Source organism: Duganella sp. GW821-FHT07F09 (genome assembly GCF_059418705.1).
The window spans coordinates 283,030-304,983 of record NZ_JBWKQJ010000008.1 but is presented as its reverse complement, the minus strand read 5'-3'; the positions used below and the strand labels follow the sequence as shown (position 1 = coordinate 304,983).

The window sequence follows — 21,954 nt, the reverse complement described above, 5'->3', positions numbered from 1 at the left end:
GAAGGTCCGGAAGCAGGGAAGCCTTGACCTTAGGTGATGGCTTGGCGGCGGTCGAGTCAATTGCGGCGACCCGTGCATATATTGCGGCGAGTCGGTCGAAGATTGGGGTAAGGGACGCGTGGGGCCAATGCGGCTTTTAGTTTAGGTCAGTGTGATTGAGGACCACGAACGTCTGCAACCGGGCCGGAAGCCGAACTCGGCATGTCGCTGATCGCGGCAGCTTCAAGTACGCTCACGCATGTAACTATCGATTCGCTTGCCGTGCAGCTCAGTTTCCATTTCGTACGTCATTCCCAAGCGTTCGGCAACGCGGCGCGACGATTCATTCCCGGAAGCGATCAGCGCCCGAACCTTGGGCTCATGACGCACCTCGAACGCATAATCCAGGACTGCCGCAGCGGCCTCGTTCGCAATTCCTTTCCCCCAGAATGCCCGATAAGTATTCCACCCCATCTCGATCACGGTTGATTCGTCGCGGAAGAACGCTCCCACGCTCCCAACCAGCTGCCCCGTCTGCCGATCTTCTATCGACCACCAACCAGCGCCGCTCAGCAGCCATAATCCAGCATGTGAACTGAAGATGCGCCAAGCGGTCGCGCGGTCTGCCGAGCCCAAATGGGCTGAACTTTCAGCATTCGACAAATGGTCTGCAAATAACTCGAAGTCTTCCACACGATATTCACGGAGCGTAAGCCGCTCTGTGCGAAGGTGCGGCACCGAAATTGTGAAGGCTTGATTCATCAGAAGTGGCATCCTTGGATATTCTTATGGGATCAGTGGCTTTAGCCCACCACGTTATTTGGCGTGCCGGCCTGCCAGGCTTCGACGTTGTCGATCAGTTGATCCGCCAGCACCTGCATCGCTTGCGAACTGGCCCATGCCGAATGCGGCGTGAGGATGAAGTTCGGCAGCCGCAGGTTGAGCAGCACGTTGTCCTCCGGCGGCGGCTCCTTTGTCAGCACGTCGAAGCCGGCGCCGCCAATCACGCCGGTGCGCAGCGCGTCGGCCAGCGCCACTTCGTCCACCAGGCCGCCGCGCGCGGTGTTGATCAGCAGCGCCGAGCTTTTCATGCGTATCAATTCCTTGGCGCAGATGATGTTGCGCGTCTTGTCGTTGAGCGGCAGGTGAAGGCTGAGGACATCCGACGTCTCCAGCAGCTCGTCCCACGACACCTGCTTGATGCCTTCGTCCGTCACCGGCGAGCGGTTGAACACCACCACCTCCATGCCGAACGCGCGCGCGATCCGCGCCACCGATTTACCCAGCGCGCCATAGCCGGCAAGGCCAAGGCGGCTGCCGGCCAGGTCGGAGATCGGATGGCCGAACAGGCAGAATCGCTCCGACTTTTGCCACAGGCCCGCTTCGATGTCCTCGCGGTAGGCCACCAGTTGGCGGCGCAGCGCCAGGATCAGCGCGAAGGTGTGCTCTGGCAGCGTGTGCACCGCGTAGTTGCGGATGTTGGAGACGACGATGCCGCGCTCGCGGCAGGCCTGCAGGTCGACGATGTCGGTGCCGGTGGCGGCCACCGCGATCATCTTCAGGTCCGGCAGTTGCGCCAGATCGTCGGCGCGCAACGGCACCTTGTTGGTGATGGCAATGGTGGCGCGCGCATCGCGCAGTCTTTGCATCGCGTCGGCCGCCTTGGTGGCCGGGTATTCCTTCCACTCGTGCGCGAAGGATGGCTTGCGGACGTTGGCGATGACGCTGTCGCGGTCGAGGAAAACGATGCGGTGAAGGTCGGTCGTAGAGTCGGTCATAGGGCTACCTCATAGGATGTGGCGCGCGCCGCCGGTGGTGGTGCCTTCGGCAGGCGCATGCCTGGGTGATTGGAGAACAGTTCGGCGACCCATTCGACGAACACCCGCACCTTGGCCGACAGGTGGCGGTTTTGCGGGTAGACCAGGTGCACCGGTATCGAATCGGAGCTCCATTCCGGCAGCACCTGTTCGAAGGTGCCGTCGGCGAGCAGCGGTTCGAGCAAAAAATTCGGCATCTGCACAATGCCCAGCCCCGCCAGCCCCGCCGCCGTGTAGGCGGTGGTGTCGTTAAGGGCGATGTGGCCGGGTAGCGCGACCTGCACCCGTTCTGCGCCGCGCGAGAAATCCCAGCCGACGATTTTACCGGTCTTCGATGAGAAATAGTTAACGCACAGGTGGCGCGTCAATTCGTCCGGGTGGGAAGGGCGGCCATAGCGGTCCAGATACGATGGCGCCGCGCAGGTGACGAAGTGCAGAATGCCGACGCGCCGCGCGATCAGGCTCGAATCGACCAACTGGCCGGCGCGCACCGCGCAATCGACGCCTTCCTCGACCAGGTCGACGGCGCGGTCGCTGCAGCCCATCTCCATCTGGATGTCCGGATAGCGGGTGAAGAAGTCCGGCAGCGCCGGCACCAGCACGCTGGCGGCCAGCCCGGTGGGGACGTCGACCCGCAGCCGTCCGCTGGGGCTCAATCGCGTGCGCGATAGCGATTCCTCGGCGTCGCGCACGTCCGATAAAATGCGCAGGCACCGCTCGTAATAGGCGGCGCCGTCGGCCGTGACGCTGACGTGGCGCGTGGTCCGGTGCAGCAACTTGACCGCTAGCGACGCCTCCAGCGACTGGATCAGGGTCGAGACCGTGGCCTTGGGCAGTTGCATGATTTCGGCCGCGCGCGTGAAGCCGCCGGAGTCGACCACGTTCACAAACACTTCCATCGCTTGCAGTTTATTCATCTATTCGCTCCATTGTTCGGAATCCTGAACAATCAATTCAACTTTAGGCTATTTATCGGATTGTAGAACAAGTTTAAGATTGCTGTACTGCACCAAGGAAAGCATGGGCTGTTCCGGGGCAGAGGCAAGTTGTTACACCACGCGGGAGGGAATCATCATGAAATATCGGGACGGAATTTTTGCAACGGTTGCGATCGCGCTCACATCGTTCGCGCTGGCGGGCGTCGTCTATACCGATGCCTACTTGCAGACGGCCAAGGCCGAAGTGAGCGGCGTTCGTGCCCTGACCGAAGTGGCCAGTGGCGACGTGCTGGCCTGCGCCGACACGTCGCTGATGTCGGCCGACGCGACTGGCACGGTGCAGCAGTGACCATCAAGCCACAGGACGAAGCGCTGCCGGAGCTGTCGGATCGGCTGAAGATCCGCAGCCTGGAAGTACGCGGCGCCGAAGGCCCGCTGCCGGCACGCCTGTACACCAGCGGCGACGCTGCCAAGCGCGATACGCTGACGGTGTTCTTCCACGCCGGCGGTTTCGTAGGCGGCGACCTGGAAGACGCGGACAGCTTCCTGCGCCACCTGGCCGACGACCATCCCGGCATGGCGGTGCTGGCCTCCGGCTACACGCTGGCATGCGTGCGCCCGTTCCCGGCGGCGGTGGAAGACGCCCACGCGGTGCTGATCTGGGCCAAAAAGAACAAGGGCAAAATCGGCTGGACCGGCAAGCAGCTGATGGTGGCCGGTATCGAGGCCGGCGCCAATCTGGCGGCGGTGTGCGCGTTGATGTCGCGCGACCGTGGCGGCCCGGCGCTGACCGGCCAGATCCTGATCATGCCGATGCTGGACCCGGGCCTGACCACTTGTTCGATGCGCGAGATGCAGCAGGCGCCGGAGTTGCTGGACGTGGCCGACGCCTGCGCGGCGGCCTACCGTGGCTACCTGCCCAACGCCGCCGACCGCACGCACCCTTACGCGTCGCCGCTGCAATCGAGTCGTTTGAAAAACCTGCCCCCCGCGCTGATCTTGTCGTCCGAGGACGATCCGCTGCGCGACGAGGCGGAACAATACGGGGCCAAGCTGATTTCGTGCGGTGTCAAAACCACCGTCATCAGGATGGCGCCGCAGCCCCTGCAAGATCCGGGGGCCCGCAACGACTGCGCGTGTAAATGCGCAGCCCTTGGAGAAATCGCCAGCTTTGTCACCAACCTGGAACGGTCCGAGACGCCGCCAGCTTCATAGCTCATTAGGGACAGCACCCTAACCATTTGCAGTATCTGTAGTCACGTCCCCACTGGCTTGCCGGCGGGGCGCTAGTACCGTGTTTTCTCGATTTTTGTTGAGGCAGCCGGTGCCGCCATTTCTATTAATTATTTTCATGCACAAAGGGATAAAAATGAAAAACATTAAACAATTCACCGCTGTAGCCCGGCCGCTGGCCGCCGCTATGGCGCTGGCGGGACTGGCCGCTTTCGGCCTAACTGGTTGCGACGATGCGACGGGCAAGACGGAATCGCCTGCCGCGGCGGGTGGCGGGCCACCGATTTCGGCGGCCACCGTGGTCGAGAAAACCATCACCGAGACGCAGGAGTTCTCGGGTCGTCTGGAGGCCGTCGAGCAGGTGCAGATCCGTCCGCGCGTCGGCGGTTTCATCACCGCGATCAACTTCAAGCCGGGCAGCCAGGTCAAGAAAGGCGATGTGTTGTTCGTCATCGACGCGCGCCCTTACCAGGCCGAAGCCAATCGTGCCGAGGCCGCCGCCGGCTCCGCGCGCGCCAAGGCCGAACTGGCAAAGCTGGAACTGAACCGCGCCGAAAAACTGCTGGCCGATAAAGCCATTGCCCAGCGCGAATACGACGAACGCGCTTCGAACCAGAAGCAGCTCGATGCCGATGCCCGCGCGGCGCAGGCGCAGTACGAGGCGGCCAAGCTCAATCTGGCCTACACCCGCGTCGAATCGCCGATCAACGGCCGCGTGTCGAAAGCTGAAATCACGCTCGGCAACCTGGTCGACGCGTCGGCCGTGCTGACCTCCGTGGTCTCGCTGGAAAACATCTACGCCTCCTTCGACGGCGACGAAGATACCTACCTGCGCGTCGGCGCCGCCGCCCACAAGGGCGAACCGGCGATCGTCAAGATCGGCCTGGCCAACGAAACCGGCTTCCCGCACGAGGGCAAACTGGAATTCGTCGACAACCAGCTCGATCCGCGCAGCGGTTCGGTGCGCATGCGCGCAACCTTGGCCAACAAGGACGGCACCCTGGTTCCCGGCCTGTTCGCCCGCGTGCAGCTGGCCGGCACCACCGGCGCCAAGCCTACGCTGTTGATCAACGAGCGCGCCGTCAGCACCGATCAAAGCCGCAAGTTCGTGTTCGTGGTCGGCGCCGGCAACAAGGCCGAGTACCGCGCCGTTACGCTGGGCCCACAGGTCGATGGCCTGCGCGTGGTGCGTGAAGGCCTGAAAGCTGGCGACAAGATCGTCGTCAACGGCCTGCAGCGCGTGCGTCCCGGCGCGCCGATCACGCCGACCGTGGTGGCGATGGATTCCGATCCGCTGGCCGCCAACGTGGCCAAGCCGGAGTCGAAGCCCGACGCCAAAAAAGATGAAAAAGTAGCAGCCGTCGCCGACACCAAGGCCGGCACCTCCAAGGAATAAGAATATGAACATCTCACGATTTTTTGTCGACAAGCCGATTTTCGCGGCTGTACTGTCGATCATTATCTTCGTCGCCGGCTTGATATCGATCTTCAAGCTGCCGATCTCGGAGTATCCGGACGTGGTGCCGCCATCGGTGGTGGTGCGCGCGCAATATCCGGGCGCGAATCCGAAGATCATCGCCGAAACCGTGGCCGCGCCGCTTGAGGAACAGATCAACGGCGTCGAGAACATGCTCTACATGTCCTCGCAAAACACCTCGGACGGCGCGCTGGCGCTGACCGTCACCTTCAAGATCGGCACCAACGTCGAGCAGGCCGAAACGCAGGTGCAGAACCGCGTCCAGCGCGCGCTTCCGCGTCTGCCGGAAGAGGTGCGCCAGATCGGTGTGACGACCGTCAAGTCGTCGCCCAACCTGACCATGGTGGTCCACCTGTCGTCGCCGAACGGCCGTTACGACGACCTGTATCTGCGTAACTACGCGGTGTTGAACGTCAAGGACCAGCTGGCCCGCCTGCCAGGCATGGGCGAGGTGCAGCTGTTCGGCGCCGGCGACTATTCGATGCGCGTCTGGCTCGATCCGCAAAAGGTCGCGCAGCGCAACCTGACCGCCGGCGATATCGTCGATTCGATCCGCGAGCAGAACGTGCAAGTGGCGGCCGGTGTGATCGGCCAGGGCCCGAGCAAGGGTGCCGACTTCCAGCTGACCGTCAATACGCACGGCCGCCTGCAAAGCGAAGAAGAGTTTGGCGACATCGTCGTCAAGACCAATAGCGACGGCGCCGTGACGCGTCTGCGCGATGTGGCGCGCCTGGAAATGGGCTCGAACTCGTACGCTTTGCGCTCGCTGCTGAACAATAAATCGGCCGCCGCGATTCCAATTTTCGAAGCACCTAACGCCAACGCCTTGCAGCTGTCGGCCGACGTGCGATCGACCATGGAACGCCTGTCGAAAGATTTCCCGGAAGGCGTCGCTTACGACATCGTATACGACCCGACCCAATTCGTGCGGGAGTCGATCCGCTCCGTGATCCACACTTTGGTCGAAGCGATCATCCTGGTGGCGCTGGTGGTGATCATCTTCCTGCAAACCTGGCGCGCATCGGTCATTCCGCTGCTGGCCGTTCCCGTCTCGGTGGTCGGTACCTTCGCCGTGATGCTGGCCTTTGGCTTCTCGATCAACACGCTGTCGCTGTTCGGCCTCGTACTGGCCATCGGTATCGTGGTCGATGATGCGATCGTTGTGGTGGAAAACGTCGAACGTAACATCCACGACGGCCTGGCGCCGCGTGAGGCGACCATCCAGGCGATGAAAGAGGTGAGCGGTCCGATTATCGCCATCGCCCTGGTGCTGTGCGCCGTGTTCGTGCCGATCGCTTTCGTATCGGGCCTGTCCGGCCAGTTCTACAAGCAGTTCGCGCTGACCATCGCCATTTCGACCGTGATCTCGGCATTCAGCTCGCTGACCCTGGCCCCGGCGCTGGCCGCCGCGCTGCTCAAACCGCACGACGCGCCGAAAGACGCGCTGACCCGTGGCATGGACAAGGTGTTCGGCCGTTTCTTCGGCTGGTTCAACCGCTTCTTCAACCGCGCCTCCGATCGTTATGAAAAGGGCGTGACCGGTGTCTTGAAGCGCAAGGGCGGTTCGCTGGTGGTCTACGCGGTGCTGGCCGTCGCGGCAGGCTTCATGTTCAAACTGGTGCCACCGGGCTTCGTTCCGGCGCAGGACAAGCAGTACCTGATCGGCTTCGCCCAGTTGCCGGACGCCGCCTCGCTGGACCGCACCGACGCCGTGATCCGTAAGATGTCGGACATTGCCAAGGACATCCCGGGCATCGACAACTCGATCGCTTTCCCCGGCCTGTCGATCAACGGCTTCACCAACGCGCCGAACGCCGGCATCGTTTTCGTCGGCCTGAGCGCCTTCGACAAGCGTCACGGCAAGGAGCAGTCGGCAGAAGGCATCGCCGCTGAAATGAACAAGCGTATGGGTTCGATCGAAGGCGCGTTCGTGATGGTGCTGCCACCGCCGCCGGTCAACGGCCTCGGTACCACCGGCGGTTTCAAGCTGATGTTGCAGGACCGCGAGAACCAGGGCTACGACGCGCTGTACAAGGCTGTTCAGGCGGTTCAGGCGAAAGCGGCCACCAATCCGAAACTGGCCGGCGTCTTCTCGGGCTACCAGATCAACGTGCCGCAACTGTTCGCCGACGTCGATCGCGTCAAGGCCAAGCAGCTGGGCATCCCGCTGCAGACGATTTACCAGACCTTGCAGATCAATCTGGGTTCGCTGTATGTGAACGACTTCAATCAGTTCGGCCGTACCTATCAGGTGCGCGTCCAGGCCGACCAGCAGTTCCGGTCGCACGCTGAAGACATCGCACAGCTCAAGGTGCGTAACGATAAGGGCGAGATGATTCCGCTGTCGTCGCTGATGCGCGTCAAGGACACCTATGGCCCGGACCGCGTACAACGCTACAACGCCTTCGTCGCGGCCGAAATCAACGGCGCACCGGCTCCCGGCGTGTCGTCTGGCGAAGCGCAGGCTGAAATGACCAAGATCGTCGAAGAGGTCCTGCCGAAGGGTATCGGCTACGAGTGGACGGAACTGGTGTACCAGGACATCCTGTCCGGTAACACGATGATTTACGTGTTCCCGCTGTGCGTATTGCTGGTGTTCCTGGTGCTGGCCGCCCAATACGAAAGCTGGACCCTTCCGCTGGCCGTGATCCTGATCGTGCCTATGTCGATCCTGTGCGCGCTGATCGGCGTCAAGCTGACCGCTGGCGACAACAACGTCTTCACGCAGATCGCGCTGTTCGTGCTGGTCGGGTTGGCGTCCAAGAACGCGATTCTGATTGTGGAATTCGCCCGTGAACTGGAGCACCAGGGTCGTACCGTCGTCGAAGCGGCGCTGGAAGCTTGCCGCCTGCGTCTGCGTCCGATTCTGATGACGTCGATCGCATTCATCATGGGCGTGCTGCCACTGGTGTTCTCGAGCGGCGCCGGTTCGGAGATGCGTCATGCGATGGGTGTGGCGGTGTTCGCTGGCATGCTGGGCGTGACCTTCTTCGGCCTGTTCCTGACGCCCGTGTTCTACGTCCTGCTGCGTAACCTGGCGATCCGCCTGGAGAAAAAACCTGCCGTCGCCGGCGACGGCGCGGTGGTCAAACTGGAAGGGACCCACTAATATGAACAAGCTGCAAATGATCGCCAAAGGTGTGGCGCCGGTGCTGGCAGCGTTGCTGATGACGGCATGCGCCGCGCCGGAATTCAAACAGCCGGCGGTGGAAGTGCCCACGGCCTTTAAGGAATCGCAAACGCCGACCGCCGCCGACGTCTCGGTGGCGGTGAAAACCGCCGCCGACGGCAGCACCTGGAAACAGGCGCAGGCCGCCGAGGCGCAACCGCGCGGCGAGTGGTGGCTGGCCTTCAACGATCCGGCCCTCAATGAGCTGATCGCCGAGGCGACACGCGCCAACGCCAACCTGTCGGTGGCGGCGGCCCGCGTCAAGCAGGCCCGCGCCATCGCCGGCGTGGCCGAAGCGGACCGCATTCCGCAGGTCGGCGTCAACGCCGGCGCCCAGCGTCAGCGCCAGTCGGCGACCTCGCTCGGCCTGCCGCAAGGCACCGATGTCGCGCCGGGCAAACTGTTTAGCGCCAATCTGACGGCCAGCTACGAGGTCGATCTGTTCGGCCGCGTATCGTCGAACGTCAGCGCCGCCCGCAGCGACGCCGCCTCGATCGAGGCGACCTACCGCTCGGTGCTGTTGTCGGTGCAAGCCGACGTGGCGCAGACCTACTTCCGTCTGCGCGCCACCGATGCCGAACTCGAAACGCTGAACCGCACGGTGCAGACGCGCGAGGAGGACGTCAAGGTCAATCAGCGTCGTTTCGACCTGGGCGACATCGGCGAATTCGATCTGGCGCGCGCCAAGACCGAACTGGCGACGACGCGCTCCGAGTTCATCGGCCTGCAGCGTCAGCGCGTGACGACCGAGCATGCGCTGGCGGTCCTGCTGGGCAAACCGGCGGCCAGCTACACGGCCGGCGTTTCGCCTTTGCTGGACACGGCGCTGCTGCCGGTGATCCCGGCCGGCATGCCATCGTCGCTGCTGGAACGCCGCCCGGACATCGCCGCCGCGCAGCGCACGATGGAGGCGTCCAACGCCCGCATCGGCGTGGCCCGATCGGCCATGTTCCCGGCGCTGACGTTGAGCGCGAGCGGTGGCGGCTCGTCGGCCGACACCGTGGCCGAAGTGTTCAAGTGGAGCAGCCGTTCGTGGGTGCTTGGCGCGCTGATGTCGATGCCTATCATCGACGGTGGCCGCAACAAGAACAACATCCTGCGCAGCGAAGCGGCGCTGGAGGAGTCGGTCGGTACGTATCGCCAGAGCGTGCTGGTGGCCTTCGCCGAGGTGGAAGACAACCTGGCCGGCCTGCGCATCCTCGCTGGTCAGACCGCGCAGATGGAAGCGGCGCTGGTGTCGGCGCGCCGTTCCGCCGACCTGGCGCAGAAGCTGTATACGGCCGGTCGTTCGAGCTATCTCGATCTGCTGGACGCGCAGCGCAACCTGGCGGCGGTGGAACGCACCGCCGTGCAGTTGCGCGGCACGCGCGCGGTGACCACCGTGGCGCTGATCCGCGCACTGGGTGGCGGCTGGGACAGCGTCGGCGGTACAGCCGGCGCGCCAACGGCACCGGCGGTCGCTCAGCAATAATCTGATCGCCCATGGAAAAAGCGGACCCGAATCAAATCGGGTCCGCTTTTTTTACGTCTTACAGAATAAAGATTATTTCACGACGGCTGGAGCGGCCACGCCATCGGTTGCTTCGGTCTTGGCGGCCTTGGCGTGTGCCTTGGCTTTGGTCTTGGTGGCCTTGGCGTGGGCGTCGGCCTTGTCGGCTTTGGCTTCGGCGTGGGCGACGGCGACGTCTTTCTTCGCGTCGGCTTCTACCTTGGCGGTTTTTGCGTCGGCCTTGATTTCAGCTTTGGTTTCTTTCGCTTCGGCTTTGACGGCGGCTTTGGTTTCTTTAGCCTCTGCTTTGGCAGCTGCTGGAGCGGTCGGGGTGGTGGCAGGAGTTTGTGCAAAAGCTGCGGTTGCAAACAGGCCGGCGATCAGGGTAGCGATAAGTTTGTTCATGATGAAATCCTCATTCAGGTTTTGATTTAGGGCCGGGACAATTCCCGTGTCACTGAGCAGAAAACGCGGGCCGGATCGCACTCGTTGACGGCCTTTACAATCGCTTACATGTTCGCCAGCGCACAGAGTGCGCGGCCGCCCGGGGCTACGCTGGCGTCATGAGCGAATCCCTGAAAACCTATAAAGCCAAGCGTAACTTCGCGATCACCCCCGAGCCGGCCGAAGGAGGCCAGGAGGGCGGCGAGACGCTGACGTTCGTCATTCAAAAGCATTGGGCCAGCCGGCTGCATTACGACTTCCGGCTGGAACTCGACGGCGTCATGATGAGTTGGGCCGTGCCTAAGGGGCCGAGCTACGACACGCACGACAAGCGCATGGCGGTGCATGTGGAGGACCACCCGATCTCGTACAACGATTTCGAGGGGACGATACCGCCCAAGCAGTACGGGGCGGGGAAGGTCATCATCTGGGACAAGGGCTATTGGAAGCCGCTGGACGATCCACGCAAGGCGCTCGCCGCCGGCAATCTGAAATTCGAACTGACCGGCCATAAGATGCACGGCAAGTGGGTGCTGGTGCGGATGAAGGGCAAGGGCGAAAAGCAGGAGCCATGGCTGCTGATTAAAGAGAAGGACGATTATGCGCGGCCGGCCGAGGAGTTCAGCGTGGTCGATGAGATGCCCGACAGCGTGAAAGCCTTGCCGCTCCCCGGGGGCGCCGCAGCGGCGCCTGCGAAGGTGGCGAAGGGCGTCGCGAAAGCCGCGCCCAAGGCAGCAGCGAAGGCTGCACCCAAGGCCGCCGCTCCGAAAGCCGAACTGCCCGAGACGTTGACGCCGCAACTGGCTACGCTGGTCGACGCGCCACCGTCCTCGCCGGAGGATTGGCTGTTCGAGATCAAGTTCGACGGCTACCGCATTCTCACGCGCGTGGACGGCACGGACATCCGCCTGGTCACCCGAAACGGTAACGACTGGACGCACAAAATGCGTCCGCTGCGCGACGCCATCGCTAAAATGAAGCTGCCTTCGGGTTGGTACGACGGCGAGATCGTCGTCCACGACGACGACGGCCGTCCCGACTTCGGCCTGCTGCAAAACGCCTTCGACGAGAATCACCCCGGCGAGATGGTCTACTTCATCTTCGACATTCCGTTCCACGACGGCCGGGATCTGCGCGACATGCCGCTGGAGGAGCGCCGTGCCATACTCGAAAAGGTGATGGCGAAGAAGGCCACGGACACCGTGCGCTATAGCGCCGCGCTGAACGCCACGCCCCAGGACATGATCGCCGCCGCCTGCAGCATGGGGCTGGAGGGCATTATCGGCAAGCGCCGCGATTCCGCGTATACGTCGCGGCGCGGCGGCAGCTGGATCAAGCTCAAATGCGGCCAACGCCAGGAATTCGTCATCGGGGGCTACACCGACCCGCAAGGCTCGCGCAGCGGCTTCGGTTCGCTGCTGCTGGGCACTTACGACAAGGACGGCAAGCTGCAATACGCCGGCAATGTCGGCAGCGGCTTTAACGGCGCCTCGCTGAAGGAGCTGAAGTCCAAAATGGATGAGCTGACGGCCGATAAGAGCCCATTTGTGCCGAACAAAGAGATCGACAAACGGGCGCACTGGCTTAAGCCCACCCTTGTGGCGGAGGTGGCCTTTGGCGAATGGACGCGCTCAGGTTCGATTCGTCATTCCGTATTCAAAGGGCTGCGCAAGGATAAGAAAGCCAGCGCCATCACGCGCGAGCTGCCGGCCCACTTGCAGGAGAAGGAGAAACCCGACATGGAAACCGCGACCGCCGTGCATGGCAAGCTGCCGGCCTCACTGAAAGTGACCAATCCCGATCGCGTGATCGACAAACAAAGCGGCGCCACCAAGATCACGCTGGTGCGCTACTACGCGCTGGTGGGCGCGCTGATGCTTCCGCACCTGAAAGGCCGGCCGGTATCGCTGGTGCGGGCGCCGGCCGGTGTGGGCGGGGAGCTGTTCTTCCAAAAGCACGCGGAGACCAACAAGCTGCCGGGGGTGAAGAGTCTCAAGCAGGCGTTGGACCCGGATCATCCGCCAATGCTGGAGGTGTCGACGGAGCAGGGCTTGCTGTCGGCAGCGCAATGGAACGTGGTGGAGCTGCATACGCAGAACGCCGGCGCCGCCAGCTACGAGAAGCCGAACCGGATGGTGTTCGATCTCGATCCCGGCAAGGACGTCACGTGGAAGCAGGTGCAGGAGGCGGCGCAGTTGATGCGCGCGTTCCTCGATCATCTCGGGTTGCCCGCGTTCTTGAAGACCAGCGGGGGCAAGGGCCTGCACGTGGTGGTGCCGATCAAACCGGGGTATGGCTGGGATGACGTTAAGGCGTTTTCGCAGGCGATCGTGGCGCATATGGCGCAGAATATTCCGGAGCGGTTTGTGCTCAAGAGCGGGCCTAGTAATCGTATCGGGAAGATCTTTATCGATTATTTGCGTAATGGACGTGGAGCGACGACGGCTTGCGCCTGGTCGGCGAGGGCGCGGCCGGGGTTGGGGATTTCGGTGCCGGTGGCTTGGGAGGAGTTGGATAAGCTGACCGGCGGGGATCATTGGACCGTGGGTACGGTGCATACGCGGCTCGATGTTGGCAATGCGCCTTGGGATGGATACGCGAAGGCCGCCAAGGGGCTGGCGCCGGCAATGAAGATGCTTGATTTCAAGCCTGGAACGTGAAGTTGATATAACGCGGGGACACGTAGGGCGGATTAGCGTAGCGTAATCCGCCAACGCGTGCGTTTCGACGGCGCATACATTGGCCGATTACGGCGTTCCGCCTAATCCGCCCTACGTGTATCAGTGGTTTTTGATGTCGCGTGGCTACGGTCATGCCGCCTTGCGCGACGGCGATGACTTGGCCGTGCTCTTGGCCCTGGCGGCCGCCGTCGGCGTCTTCTTGGCGGAGGCCGTCTTGCGCGCCGCCGGTTTGGCGGCGGCTTTGGTTCCAGCCTTGCCCGGCCGCTTGCCCAGGCTGTCCTGCAGCAGCGCCACCAGATCGACCACGTTCGACGCCTTGGCCGGTTTGTCTTCAGGCTCGGCGGCGGTGATGGTCTTGGTCTGACCCGCCTTGACCTTTTTCTTCACCAACGCCAGCACGTCGTCCTTGTAGGTGTCGCGGTACTGCTCCGGTTTCCATTCCTCGCTCATGCCCTCGACCAGCGACAGCGCCATCTGCAGCTCCTTGTCGCTGATGCCGGCCGCCTTGGCGGTCGCCGGCGGCAGCTTCAATTCCTCGGCGCCGCGGATCTCCGCCTCATACCGCAGCGTATTGAGCACGATCTTGTCGTCGATGCACACCAGCGCGCACAGGTGCTGCTTGGTGCGGATCACCACCGTCGCGATGCCGATCTTGCCGGCCTTGCGCAGCGTTTCGCGCAGCAGCGCATAGACCTTGGCGCCGCCCTTGGATGGCGCCAGGTAATAGGGCTGCTCGTAATACGTGAGCGGCACGTCGGCCGCATCGACGAAGGCCTGAATGTCGATCGTGCCCGTGGCTTCGACGTTGGCGCGCTTCAGGTCCTCGTCCGACAGGACGACATATTCGTCCTCCTCGTACTCGTAGCCTTTGACGATGTCGTCCCAGGTCACGTCCTTGCCGGTTTTTTTGTTATAGCGCTTGTAGCCCACGGGGGAAAAGTCGCGGCGGTCGAGCATCGTCAAATCCAGCTCGTGCGCTTGCACCGCCGAATACAACTCGACCGGAATGTGCACCAGTCCGAAGCTGATGGCGCCTTTCCACAACGCGCGGGCGGCCATGGCTCAGGACCCCACGGAGCCGGTCACCGGCAATACGATGCCGCTGATATAGCTGGAGCACGACGGTGCGGCCAGGAACACGTAGGCCGGCGACAGCTCCTGCGGCTGCGCGGCGCGGCGCATGTCGGTGGCCTGGCCGAATTCGGCGATCTTCTCGGGCGACTGGTCGGCCGGGTTGAGCGGCGTCCACACCGGTCCTGGCGCCACCGCGTTCACGCGAATGCCCTGGTCCAGCAGGTTGGAGGCAAGTGACATCGTAAAGGCGTGGATCGCGCCCTTGGTGGTCGAGTAGTCCAGCAGGTGCTTGGAGCCTTGCAGCCCCACCACCGATCCGGTGTTGATGATGGAAGCGCCGCGTTTCAGGTACGGCACCACTGCCTTGGCCATGTGGAAGTAGCCGTAGACATTGGTCTTCATCGTCATGTCGAAGCGTTCCTCGGTCAGGTCGGTGATTTTTTCCGCGTGTTCCTGGAAGGCGGCGTTGTTGACCAGGATATCGAGCCGGCCGAAGTGCTTGTGCGTCTGCTCGGCGGCGTCGCGGCAGAAGGCGGCGTCCCGCACGTCGCCGCGCAGCAGCAGGCAGCTCTGGCCCTCCGCCTCGACATAGCGTTTGGTGTCGTTCGCGTCCTGGTCTTCTTCCAGATAGACGATGGCGACGTCGGCGCCCTCGCGCGCGTACAGCACCGCCACGGCGCGGCCGATGCCGGAATCGCCGCCGGTGATCAAGGCCACCATGCCGGCGAGTTTGCCGCTGCCGGCGTAGTCGGGCGCCAGGAACTCCGGCTTGAGCTGCATCTGCGCCTCCAGCCCCGGCTTTTCCAGGTGCTGCGAGGGCATCGTGCCCGGGTACTCATGTTCGGTGGTTTGCACCGGCCCCTGGCGCTGGCCGGACTGGCTGCCGGATTCCTTCTGCTGGTCGGCCTGGTCCTGCCGTTGCTGGATCTCGCGCTGTTGATTGGCGGTGCCCGCATCGGCCCGGTTTTCGTTGTTTGTCATCATTCTCTCCTTGTGCATCGAAGGAACAGTATTGGCGCCCAGCGCCAGAATGACGGTGCGCTTTTTCACACATGCGCGTAGATGGCCGACCGTGCAAGCGCCCGGTTTTGTGGCACACTGGAAGGAAGCGGTTCCGCACAAGAATAGAAATACCTAGGGGCAACAAAAATGACCGAGAATCCAGGCCGGTCCGGCAGCGTCGGCGCGTATTTCAATCCCAGCCGCGACCGGCGCGCGCACTTCCAGGCGATCTGTGGGGAGATGTTCTCCCGGCTGGTGATCGTCGACACCATCGACGACATGGCCGCCGAGTTGGCCCGCCAGCCCACCGACTTGCTGGTGCTCGATTTGAACGGCTACGCGCGTCCAGGCGGGCTGGCCGCGATCGGACAGTTGATCATCGACCGCGCCGGCGCGCCGATGATCGTGTTGTGCGGATATGAGCAGTGCGCGTGGCTGCCGGAGCTGATGGCTTTCGGTTCCTTCGACTATCTGATTTGCCCCGTGCTCGATGAAGATCTGCGGCATGCCGTGCGCCGGGCGTTGTCGATATCCGACGATCCCGGCGCGGCAACGCAGCAGCGCCTTTTCGACAGGGAGCGCGAGCTGCGCGATTTGGTGGGTCTGCAGCGCGGCGTGCAGCACGCCATCGGCGCCATCGACAATATCGACAGGATGGCGGCCAAGGTGTGTCATGCGCTGTGCGGTTTTCCGGGCGTGTATCACGCGTCGCTGCTGCATATGAAACAGCACGGCGATCTGCGTCTGGTCGCCCAGGCGTCGCCCGACGATCTCAATCTGGCCACTCTGATGGGGCGGAGCGACCATCTGCTGCAATCGGCGCTGCGGGACGTGTTTCCGCCGTTGATGGCGGTGTCCGCGGGGCGCATGGTGCTGTTGGACGCGCCCGAGAAGACCGGCGATCCGGAACTGGCGATGCGTTTGCACGACCGTTACGTGCGCATGGTGCTGGCGCTGCCGCTGCGCTCCGAGGCGGGCAATCCGGAGACGGGATCGGCCATGGGGGCGATCTGCCTCATGTTCGACCGTCACATCGCTTTCTCGCGCGAGCAGTTTGCCGCGTTCTCCAGCCTTGCGCAGTTTGTCAGCCTCGGGTTGGGCATGAGCGAATTAAAGCACCGGAACGACGAACTCTCCGACCAACTCTCGCAGCTGAGTAGCGTCGATCATTTGACGGGCGCCGCCAACCGCCGCGCCGGCGAGACGATGCTGGACAACGAACTACGGCGCGCGCGCCGTTACGGCCTGCCGCTGGCGGTGATGTCGTTCGAGGTGAGCAGCTTCCGCTCGTTGGACGATCCATACGGCCATCCGCTCGGCGACGCGGCCTTGCGCCTGGCGGCGGAGACGGTGATGCGTCGCCTGCGCGCCTCCGACATGCTGGCGCGCACGCGCGGGCAGGAGTTTTTGATCGTCGCCACCCATACGACGGCCGCCGACGCCATGCTACTGGCCGAAAAGCTGCGCCTGGCGATCGTCGAGGCGGATTTGCCGGGCTGCGATAGCGTCAACGTCAGCCTGGCCATCGCCCAGACCGGGCCGGAGGAGGGCGTCGACACAGTCCTCGACCGGCTCGACGCGGCTTTGCAGCGGGCCAAACGCGCAGGACGCAATCATATCGAGTTGGCGAGATAAAAGACGCAGAAAACGGCCGAGAGCCGACAGTGGTAATTTGCTGAGCTATCAGATGAAGGGGAGCCATGTTCCTTGATGCGTGGTTGAAACTCAGTATTTTTGGGCCGATTATTTTGCTTGCTGTCCTGCTTGGCGGAAGCTTGTATACGGTCGCGTTGTTTCGCGCCGTTACGAGTTGTCGCAGGCTGTTGCGTGAGGGCGAGTTAGAAGAGTTTTGGCTCAGGGTGGTTCTGGTGCTATTGTTGACTGTGCCAGTTGTCGCACTAATCTTAAGCTGGAACGCCTTAGGGTGAGGTGACGGTAACCGGCCAAGAGCGGTCCGAGAGACTTGTAGCGAGAGCGATAGCCGGCGCATTGGCCCCTCTGCGATGTACTGCCGTTAATAAAAAGCACCATGGATGACCGCGATTGCTACGCTCCTGATTGCTAACTGGTAAATGATATGCTTAGAAATAAACAGGCAGGTTTATTTGCGATATACGGTTCGATGCTTGCCTTGGCCCTCATCGGAGTTTTGCTGGAGAGCGCAATCTATATCGTGGTGATTGTTGGACTTTTCACGGCTGCGCTCATTGCAGTGTACGGGCAAATGAACTCGGCGGCCAGGGAAACAATGAGCGAGTCGAAAAGGGCTGTTCAACTTAAGGTGATTCTGTCTCTTTTGATATGTTCATTTATTGGTTTTATGGCATCGTATTTCTTTTTTGGTAATTTAGGTTTTTCGGGAGTCATGCTCGGAACCGCCGCTGCGTGCGCCCATATGTTGGTACGCCCGTACAGTTGGTAATTCGTATGCCAACCACCAGAAATAGATGCCTGCCGTTAGATGATAAATGAACACTGCATTTTTTAATCGGAACACGAAGGTCCGCAACGGGGCGGAATAGGGCAACGACCGTAACCGGCCAAGAGCGACCGTTCAAATTCATGCGGTATGACTGGCAAGGCTAATCATGAATGAGGATGAAGGTTCACATCGTACGAGTCCTTGGTCGTCGCTGCTGAAGACCAGTTTGAAAATTCTCGTAACATGGCTACTTTTGGCTCTTTTTGCATACGTCATGTTCTGGATTTCTCGAGCCCTAGGTTGTGATGTCAACGAAGGAGGAACCAATCCATGTTATGTTCACGGAGTTGATGTTCAACCATTGATTATGATTCCTGAGATGATTGTAACGTTCGGAGCGCCTCTATTCTTGTTGGGAATCTGCGCTTGTGTTTCGTTAGCAGCAGGTGTGTTTGTAATGGGAAAAATATTTAAAAAATGACTCTTAACGGCCAAAAGCGGCCGCTGACGCAGGTAAATACAATAATTGATATGACTAAGACTTACTTCGGAGAGTGTCCAATTTGTCGACAAGGCCAGCTTATAGCTGTGGAGAGTGTTCTCTCCGGAGTCTTACTGCTGATGTGCGATGACTGTGAGTCGCAATGGAAATCTCCCGCAGCAGCCAGGTCTTTCGAGAATGCCCTTCGCAGCGAGGAGCAAGTTAAAGAGGCATCCGAGGAAAAGGTTTTAGCAGCAGGTTGGGCTGAGTTTGGAAATTGACCTGCCGCATCCGGCCAAAAGCGGTCGTAGAAGAACAAGGAAACCGATTATTTATTTCGACTGTTCGAGCGTGCTTTTTGGGTCTCAGCTCGACGAGAAGCATTTGTTCCAGTGGGCGATAGAGATTCCCGGTGTTATTCGGTGGGAACAAGGTAGCTTGGTGGTCAGAACGAACCTCTCGCAGGCGTCGATTAGAGACCTATTGGCATTGTTCAGTCGCCATCAAATACCGATGGCCCAACTTGCTCAACTACGAACGTTTAGGAACGAAAGCTGGTTTGCCGCACCACAGATGTATTGGCACGCTCGCGTGTTCGGTAAGTCTGCCCGCTAACATCGTTGTGGCCTGAGGTTTGCAGTGGGGCGACAGTCGCCGAGATCGGAGCGCACCGTAGGCGTCGAATACAATCGGCGGGGATCGGCCAATTCGGGACGTTGGCCATCTCCGTTAGAAATCTTCGTTTCTTGTATGCTCTGACCATAATGAACAAAATACCCCGCGTTAACGCAGTATCGGACCAAATGGTTTATGACAAAATCGTTTTTCCAGCCGGTGGAATTGAAAAATTTCGACTCGTCATCTGCCCTGGATTTAAGCTAATTCAGTACTCTTATGAAGGAAAATTTTTGGATCTCATCATTGAAGAGGACGATTTGGCAGATGCAACAATTGCGCTGTTGGAGCGATCTGGTGTACTAGAAATTCCTAGGGAAGCAAGGTAGGAGCATGCCGGTAAGCGTGAGCCTCACCAAACGTTCCGGCTGACGTTGAGTATCTGCTCGGCAGCATCCGAACTTCCGGTTTGGGGCGGAAGCCGCGGCCGGTCAAAAACCGACGATGTCCCCATCCAGCGGCATGCGCAGCTTGCGCCTCTGGGCTCTCGGCGCGACTTGTACAGTCGAGGTGTTGTTCATCGCCTCGCTTTCGGTGGCGTGGCCTGCGCGCGTGTAGCTGTCGAACACGAAGGGTAGGCCTTGCGAATCGGCGAAGGTGGCCTTGTCCGCGACGTGGAAGTGTAGGTGGGGCGCGCCGGCGGCGCCGGTCAGGCCTAAGTGGCCCAGCACCGCGCCGCGCTTGACGCGCTGACCCGGTTTGACCGCGACGCTGCCCTGACGCAGATGCGCGTAGTGCGCGAACACGCCGGGCGCGACCTCCAGCACGACGAAATTGCCATACAGGCCCCGGGCGCTGAGCTCTTTCGGCTCCTCCTGCGGGGACAAAGGCTTGCGGTCCGCGACGCCGTCGCGCGTGTCGCGCACGATGCCGTCGGAGACGGCCAGTACGTCGCTGTTCCAGCCTGTCCAGTCTTCGACGCGGCTCTCGGCCAATTTCTCCACCGCGACGTTTACCGCGTGTCCGCGCGGGTCCAGGCCGAAGAAGTCAATGGCGTAGCGCTGCGGGATGGTGAGGCGGCCGTTTTGTGCGATCACCCCGCCCCAGTGGTGCGATTGGGCGTGGCCCGGGCCTTCGTCGGCCAGCCACAGGCCGCCGCGCAGAGGCGCACCCAATACGACAGGCGGCTGGAGCGCGACCGTGACGGGAATGTCGTCGGCGGTTTGCACTTCGCCGTTGGCGCTCTTGAAGGTCAGCTTATGGCGTAGCGCTTGCGCCGTCTTGCGTCCATCCGGCAGCTCCGCAGCGATGAAGATCAGCGCTTGGGCGCCCCCTTTGATGGCGAGGCTGTTGTCGGCCTCCAGTTCCTTGTTGGGGCCAAGCAGGCGGGCGAGGTCTGCGCCGCTGTAGGTGGTGAGCGGCTTGGCGCTGTCACCGGCGTAGACCTCGGCCCTGATAAGGTTCAATGTCCCGGTGCCGGCGTAGAAGTTGCCGATGTCTAGCTCGTAGAACAGATAACGCTTGCCGTCGTTGCCCGCCACCGGTTGCGGCGCGTGCAGGGCGTGGACCTCCACCGGTGCCGGGGGCGGGGAGGGCTGGCCGGCCGCAAGGGATGCGGAGAGCAACAAGGCGGACGACAAGGCGGAACGGCGCATGGCGGGTACTCCGAGGGCTGGCGAAGCCCCGACGGTGTCATATTTAAACTGTACTTGTCAATCGACAGTGACCTTGAAGTAGTGTCATACATGACGATCATCATGTATGATGATGCCGATTGGTGCAGCATTTGGGAGTCGCATATGAAAGTCAGCAGGGAGCAAGTGGCGCTCAACCGCGAGCGCATCGTCGAGACGGCGGCGCGGTTGTTCCGCCAGAAGGGCTACGACGGCATCGGCGTGGTCGATCTGATGAAAAGCGCCGGGTTGACGCATGGCGGGTTTTACGGTCACTTCGCCTCCAAGGAGGATTTGCTGGCCGAAGCGACCGCGCATGCGTTCAAGAAGTCGGTCGGGCGCTGGCGCGAGAGGGCGGCGGCAGCCCTCAACGCACCGGAGACGGCGATGGCGAGCATCGGCGATAGTTATTTGTCGGTGCGTCATCGCGATGGGCCGGAATCGGGTTGTTCGATTACCTCATTGGGTCCGGATATCGCGCGGTTGGGGCCCAAGGTGCGCCAGGCGCTGACCGAGGGGGCTAAGGGACAGATCGCGGTGCTGGAGGAGTTGGTGCCGGGTGAGGACCAGGCGGCGAAGCGTAAGCAGGCGTTGACCACTTACGCGGCGATGGTGGGAGCGATCGTGCTGGCAAGGGCGGTCGATGACGAGGAGATGTCGCTGGAGATTCTGGAGACGGTTCGCGCGTCTTTGCCAGGGACTTGACGGGACCGGTGCAAACATGACACCACAACAACTGTCGTCGTTTAACGAGCAAGGGTATCTATTCCTTCGAGGAGCGATACCGAAGAAACAGCTAAGTAACGTGCGAGACGACGTTTGGGCTGAGTTAAAGCGATTGAACCTGTGGTCGTCGGGCAAACGTTTGTCGGCGGTGAACAAGACCCTTACGCCATTTCAGGAAACGGTAAAGATATCCTCCGCGATCAGGGACGAGCATCTGCACAACCGACTTTTGCCAGAGCAAGTCGTCTCCATGCTGCCTAAGCTGGCGGGACGGGAGCTAGCTTTCGCCCACCAACAAATGCTGATTTCCTTGCCAAATCAGGGCGCCTGGTCGCTAACCGGCTTGAACTGGCATACCGATGTCGCCTCGTCGTCTTCTGAACTCGTCCCGGGCATCCAAGCCTTTATTCTGATCGATCAGGTAAAGAGTCATGGTGGTGGCACGCTGGCATTGGCAGGTTCACACCTCTTCAATCGTCGCAACAATCTACGCGGACAAGCTTGCGAAATTTTGCGCGCTGGCGGCGATGTGACGCAACTGGCACCTAATATTTCTATCGTTGAAATGTCGGGCGACGCAGGTGACATCTACTTAATGGATATGCGTGTGTTGCACACACCATCGATCAATGCGACGCATAACGTCAGAATCATGGCCACGGCGCGTTATCTCAGGAAGTAAGGTCGCCCGTCGGGCTTCGGGCATCGCCCGGTGCTGCTTATGTGTTTTTCGC

The 21,954-nt window shown here is 61.5% G+C and carries 19 protein-coding genes; 12 read left to right on the top strand and 7 right to left on the bottom strand.

The window, feature by feature from the left end; all coding sequences use genetic code 11:
* Positions 1-222: 222 nt before the first annotated feature.
* Genes AC07P1_RS22105 through AC07P1_RS22095 form a run of 3 tightly spaced genes read right to left on the bottom strand, consistent with a single transcriptional unit; the run spans position 223 to position 2,713 of the window.
* Positions 223-741, bottom strand: a complete 519-nt coding sequence (locus tag AC07P1_RS22105; RefSeq protein WP_494697857.1) for a GNAT family N-acetyltransferase — start codon at positions 739-741, stop codon at positions 223-225.
* 41 nt (positions 742-782) lie between these two features.
* Positions 783-1,757: a D-2-hydroxyacid dehydrogenase gene (locus tag AC07P1_RS22100; RefSeq protein WP_494697856.1), complete on the bottom strand. Its 975-nt coding sequence runs from the start codon at positions 1,755-1,757 to the stop codon at positions 783-785.
* On the bottom strand, positions 1,754-2,713 hold the full coding sequence (locus AC07P1_RS22095) for a LysR family transcriptional regulator (protein WP_494697855.1): 960 nt from the start codon (positions 2,711-2,713) through the stop codon (positions 1,754-1,756). Before AC07P1_RS22095 ends, AC07P1_RS22100 begins: the two co-directional genes overlap by 4 nt.
* Positions 2,714-2,870: 157 nt before the next feature.
* Between AC07P1_RS22095 and AC07P1_RS22090 the strand changes: the two genes are divergently transcribed.
* From AC07P1_RS22090 to AC07P1_RS22070, 5 genes are all read left to right on the top strand, one after another.
* Entirely contained in the window at positions 2,871-3,083 is a 213-nt protein-coding gene (locus AC07P1_RS22090; protein ID WP_494697854.1) for a hypothetical protein, read from the top strand.
* Positions 3,080-3,949 (top strand): alpha/beta hydrolase, encoded by an 870-nt coding sequence (locus AC07P1_RS22085; RefSeq protein WP_494697853.1) that lies wholly within the window; start codon positions 3,080-3,082, stop codon positions 3,947-3,949. Before AC07P1_RS22090 ends, AC07P1_RS22085 begins: the two co-directional genes overlap by 4 nt.
* A gap of 154 nt (positions 3,950-4,103) precedes the next feature.
* The gene (locus AC07P1_RS22080) at positions 4,104-5,363 is read left to right on the top strand and encodes an efflux RND transporter periplasmic adaptor subunit (protein WP_494697852.1); all 1,260 of its coding nucleotides are present in this window, start codon (positions 4,104-4,106) and stop codon (positions 5,361-5,363) included.
* 4 nt (positions 5,364-5,367) lie between these two features.
* The gene (locus AC07P1_RS22075) at positions 5,368-8,553 is read left to right on the top strand and encodes an efflux RND transporter permease subunit (RefSeq protein ID WP_494697851.1); all 3,186 of its coding nucleotides are present in this window, start codon (positions 5,368-5,370) and stop codon (positions 8,551-8,553) included.
* Position 8,554: 1 nt separating this feature from the next.
* Positions 8,555-10,084, top strand: a complete 1,530-nt coding sequence (locus tag AC07P1_RS22070; RefSeq protein WP_494697850.1) for an efflux transporter outer membrane subunit — start codon at positions 8,555-8,557, stop codon at positions 10,082-10,084.
* Between the two features lie 72 nt (positions 10,085-10,156).
* Here the strand turns inward: AC07P1_RS22070 and AC07P1_RS22065 are convergent, their stop codons facing one another.
* On the bottom strand, positions 10,157-10,507 hold the full coding sequence (locus tag AC07P1_RS22065; RefSeq protein WP_494697849.1) for a hypothetical protein: 351 nt from the start codon (positions 10,505-10,507) through the stop codon (positions 10,157-10,159).
* Between the two features lie 158 nt (positions 10,508-10,665).
* Between AC07P1_RS22065 and ligD the strand changes: the two genes are divergently transcribed.
* Entirely contained in the window at positions 10,666-13,206 is a 2,541-nt protein-coding gene (gene ligD / locus AC07P1_RS22060; RefSeq protein WP_494697848.1) for a DNA ligase D, read from the top strand.
* Positions 13,207-13,356: 150 nt separating this feature from the next.
* On the opposite strand, the gene ku is transcribed toward ligD, so the two are convergent.
* Both ku and AC07P1_RS22050 read right to left on the bottom strand, forming a co-directional pair.
* Positions 13,357-14,286 (bottom strand): non-homologous end joining protein Ku, encoded by a 930-nt coding sequence (gene ku, locus AC07P1_RS22055; protein WP_494697847.1) that lies wholly within the window; start codon positions 14,284-14,286, stop codon positions 13,357-13,359.
* Positions 14,287-14,289: 3 nt separating this feature from the next.
* Positions 14,290-15,282, bottom strand: coding sequence for an SDR family oxidoreductase (locus AC07P1_RS22050; RefSeq protein ID WP_494697846.1), 993 nt, complete (start codon positions 15,280-15,282; stop codon positions 14,290-14,292).
* Positions 15,283-15,450: 168 nt separating this feature from the next.
* Here AC07P1_RS22050 and AC07P1_RS22045 point away from each other — a divergent pair, with 168 nt between their 5' ends.
* The 4 genes from AC07P1_RS22045 to AC07P1_RS22030 all read left to right on the top strand — a co-directional run bounded on the left by AC07P1_RS22045 (position 15,451) and on the right by AC07P1_RS22030 (position 19,210).
* Positions 15,451-16,938, top strand: a complete 1,488-nt coding sequence (locus tag AC07P1_RS22045; protein ID WP_494697845.1) for a GGDEF domain-containing protein — start codon at positions 15,451-15,453, stop codon at positions 16,936-16,938.
* A 442-nt stretch (positions 16,939-17,380) separates the two neighbouring features.
* Positions 17,381-17,725 carry a hypothetical protein gene (locus AC07P1_RS22040; RefSeq protein ID WP_494697844.1) on the top strand — a complete coding sequence of 115 codons (345 nt, stop codon included), beginning with the start codon at positions 17,381-17,383 and terminating at the stop codon, positions 17,723-17,725.
* A 166-nt stretch (positions 17,726-17,891) separates the two neighbouring features.
* Positions 17,892-18,206: a hypothetical protein gene (locus AC07P1_RS22035; RefSeq protein ID WP_494697843.1), complete on the top strand. Its 315-nt coding sequence runs from the start codon at positions 17,892-17,894 to the stop codon at positions 18,204-18,206.
* A gap of 764 nt (positions 18,207-18,970) precedes the next feature.
* Positions 18,971-19,210 carry a hypothetical protein gene (locus AC07P1_RS22030; RefSeq protein WP_494697842.1) on the top strand — a complete coding sequence of 80 codons (240 nt, stop codon included), beginning with the start codon at positions 18,971-18,973 and terminating at the stop codon, positions 19,208-19,210.
* A 102-nt stretch (positions 19,211-19,312) separates the two neighbouring features.
* Here the strand turns inward: AC07P1_RS22030 and AC07P1_RS22025 are convergent, their stop codons facing one another.
* Positions 19,313-20,476, bottom strand: a complete 1,164-nt coding sequence (locus AC07P1_RS22025) for a M23 family metallopeptidase (RefSeq protein ID WP_494697841.1) — start codon at positions 20,474-20,476, stop codon at positions 19,313-19,315.
* 90 nt (positions 20,477-20,566) lie between these two features.
* Here AC07P1_RS22025 and AC07P1_RS22020 point away from each other — a divergent pair, with 90 nt between their 5' ends.
* A complete protein-coding gene (locus tag AC07P1_RS22020) occupies positions 20,567-21,199 on the top strand; it encodes a TetR/AcrR family transcriptional regulator (RefSeq protein WP_494697840.1) in 633 nt (210 codons plus the stop codon).
* Between the two features lie 16 nt (positions 21,200-21,215).
* A complete protein-coding gene (locus tag AC07P1_RS22015; RefSeq protein ID WP_494697839.1) occupies positions 21,216-21,902 on the top strand; it encodes a phytanoyl-CoA dioxygenase family protein in 687 nt (228 codons plus the stop codon).
* The last annotated feature ends 52 nt before the right edge of the window (positions 21,903-21,954 follow it).